This window comes from Rhodoferax sp. (assembly GCF_014859475.1).
In the GTDB taxonomy this organism is placed as follows: domain Bacteria; phylum Pseudomonadota; class Gammaproteobacteria; order Burkholderiales; family Burkholderiaceae_C; genus Rhodoferax.
Genome location: NZ_JACUUE010000278.1, coordinates 1 through 2618, shown reverse-complemented (window position 1 = coordinate 2618; position 2618 = coordinate 1). Strand labels below are relative to the sequence as shown.

The window sequence follows — 2618 nt, the reverse complement described above, 5'->3', positions numbered from 1 at the left end:
CTTGATGCTGACCGATGGCCATTTGCAGCGTGCCGGGAATGAAAGCCCTGCTGGCCCGTGCACTGGCCGCCTGCGCCGCGTCTTTGGCCTGGCAGCAGTGCTTGTATTTTTTGCCGCTGCCGCAGGGGCACGGGGCGTTGCGGTCGGGTTTTGTCATTGACGTGCGGTTTTTGGTCAACTCAAGCGTCCAGCCAATTGCAACGAGGCTCGCAGGGTGTCGTTGATCCGGGTTTGCCAACCGTCGCCAGTGGCACGCAAGGCCTGCACCACATCAGCATCGAGCCGGATTTTGATGGGCTCCTTGGTGGTGGCCGCCTTCGGCCTGCCACGTAGCTTGGCTTGTAAAGACGCAGGTAGCGCCGAAAAAGGTTTGAATGCGGATGGATCAACCTTTGAGAGGTCTCCTACTTCACCATCATCATCAATCACGGGTAAGCGCGAAACCATGTTTAACTCCTTCTCTTGGATTTGCCTTGCGAAAGCTGATAACACGAATACCTTCATCTGTTTCGCAAAATACCAGCACGTGTAGCCGTGTACCGAGGTAACCCAGCGCGACGACGCGCGATTCTGAGTACCTTTGGCGAGTGTCTTGCCATACTTTTGCCGTTTCAAAATCAAATTCAATCACCCTATCAAAACTCAGGCCACGCTGAACGATGTTCCGCTCGTTTTTGACCGGATCGAAGGTGATTTTCATAGTATTTAGTGTACATCCAATAAATCAATGCAGCAATTGTGATTCACCCTGATGCCGACTATGTGCGGCTGCACCATGTGCGCCACATCTCGCGGTAAGCGGCTTCCAGGTGGCGGGTGATGTTGGCTGGCTCCCAGGCCGCGCCAATGATGCGTTCGCGCAGCGATTGCCTGATGTGGTTCAGGGCAGGCAGGTCTTGCGCAAATTTAAGGGTGCATTGCAAGTACTCGTCATCAGTGTGAGTTATGAACTCGGGCAACCCCACGCGTGCCAATGCGGCAGCAGTAAAGCGCGAGACTGCGTGCTGACCTGGCAGGGTGATCACCGGCACGCCCATCGCCAGTGAATGCATGGTGGTGGCGCCACCGTTGTACGGAAACGGGTCGAGTGCGATGTCAATCTGATGGTGCAAGGCCAGGTAGTCGGCCATGGGTAGCTTTGGCTGCAGCATCAGGCGCTCCGGCCCAATGCCTGCTTGCTCGAACATGCCGAGAAGATGCTGCTGGATGCGGCTGTCGTTCACGTTGCCAAGCATCAGCCGGGACAGGGGCAGTGCGTGCAGGATACGCACCCACAAATTGACCACGGCCGGGTTGACTTTGCTCAGGTTGTTGAGCGAGGCAAAAACCAGCTCGCCGGTGCTTAAGGCGGGTAGCGCATTGACCTCGGGCAAGTTTGACTCGGGCTGAAAGGTCAGCGCGCCACCTGGCAGGCGCACCAGGGTTTCGCTGTGGTAACACTCGGTCTGGCCCGGCGGGTCTTGCCAGGCATCGGTAATGCGGTAATCCATGGCGGTCAAGCCGCTGCTGCCAGGGTAGCCGATCCAGGTGACTTGCACCGGTGCGGGCTTGCGGGCAAATACGCGCAACCGGTTGTTGGCTGTGTGCCCCGACAGGTCCACCAGGATGTCAATGCGGTCGGCACGGATGCGTTCTGCCAGCGCATCGTCAGACAGGGTGTTGCAGACCATGAAGTGGGTCATGTGGGCGGCAATCCAGTCGGTATGGCTGTCGCGCTGTGCGCTGTTGTAATAGCCGAATATTTCGAACTGAGCTGGGTCGTGGCTGGCCAGAATTGGCTCAAAGAAAGATGCCACCACATGGGTGCAAAAATCCGCCGAGACATAACCCACCCTGAGCCGTTTCAGTGGCTCACGGCTGTTGGCGTGAGCCTGCCAGAAAGGCTTGAGCGGTGCCTCGAAAGTTTGCGCATAGCGCTGATGTTCGCGAAACATCTCTGCTGGCGAACAGGTGCTTGAATATTGCATGTTGAACAAGAGCGTACTGTGCGCTTCGGCAAAATCCGGCTTGTGCAAGAGTGTCTGGCGGTAGCTGGCAATAGCCTCGTCAAAGCGGCCTAGAGCCACCAGTGTGGTTGCAAGATTGCAATGGGCATCAACGTAATCTGGCCTGAGCAAAAGCGCTTGCTGGTAGCAATGGACGGCCTCATCCAGCTGGGCTCGCAGACCCAGCACATTGGCCAGGTTGTACCAGGCCTCGGCAATGGATGGCTTGAGCAACAGGGCCTGGCGGTAGCTGGCAATGGCCTCGTCCAGCAGGCCTTGCGCTTGTAGCGCGTTGCCCAGATTGGCGTGGACCTCGGCCAAAGAAGGCCTGAGCAACAGGGCCTTGCGATAGCTCGCCACTGCTTCGTCGAGTTTGCCTTGCGACTGGAGCGTGATGCCCATGTTGCAATGCGCCTCGACCAGATTGGGCTGGCGTAAAAGCACCTGTTGGTAGCTCGCCAAGGCTTCGTCGAAGCGCCCCAGCGCCTGAAAGGTATCGCCCAGACAATAATGGGCTTCGCCAAAATCAGGCTGCATCAGCAGCGCCTGCCGGTAGCACTGTATGGCCTCGTTCAGTCGGCCTTGCGACCGCAGTACATGACCCTGATGGCAGTGGTAACCCGGGCCAGCGGA

At 57.8% G+C, this 2618-nt stretch carries 4 protein-coding genes; all 4 read right to left on the bottom strand.

Annotated features, from left to right (window positions below; genetic code table 11):
- The coding region (locus tag IBX54_RS14305; RefSeq protein ID WP_296543326.1) for an SEC-C metal-binding domain-containing protein at positions 1–157 on the bottom strand (157 nt) is incomplete at its 3' end.
- 17 nt (positions 158–174) lie between these two features.
- Positions 175–447 carry a BrnA antitoxin family protein gene (locus tag IBX54_RS14300; protein ID WP_296543325.1) on the bottom strand — a complete coding sequence of 91 codons (273 nt, stop codon included), beginning with the start codon at positions 445–447 and terminating at the stop codon, positions 175–177.
- Positions 422–700: a BrnT family toxin gene (locus IBX54_RS14295; protein WP_296543324.1), complete on the bottom strand. Its 279-nt coding sequence runs from the start codon at positions 698–700 to the stop codon at positions 422–424. The genes IBX54_RS14300 and IBX54_RS14295 overlap by 26 nt, the downstream gene beginning before the upstream one ends.
- Positions 701–758: 58 nt before the next feature.
- The coding region (locus tag IBX54_RS14290) for a tetratricopeptide repeat protein (RefSeq protein ID WP_296543323.1) at positions 759–2618 on the bottom strand (1860 nt) is incomplete at its 5' end.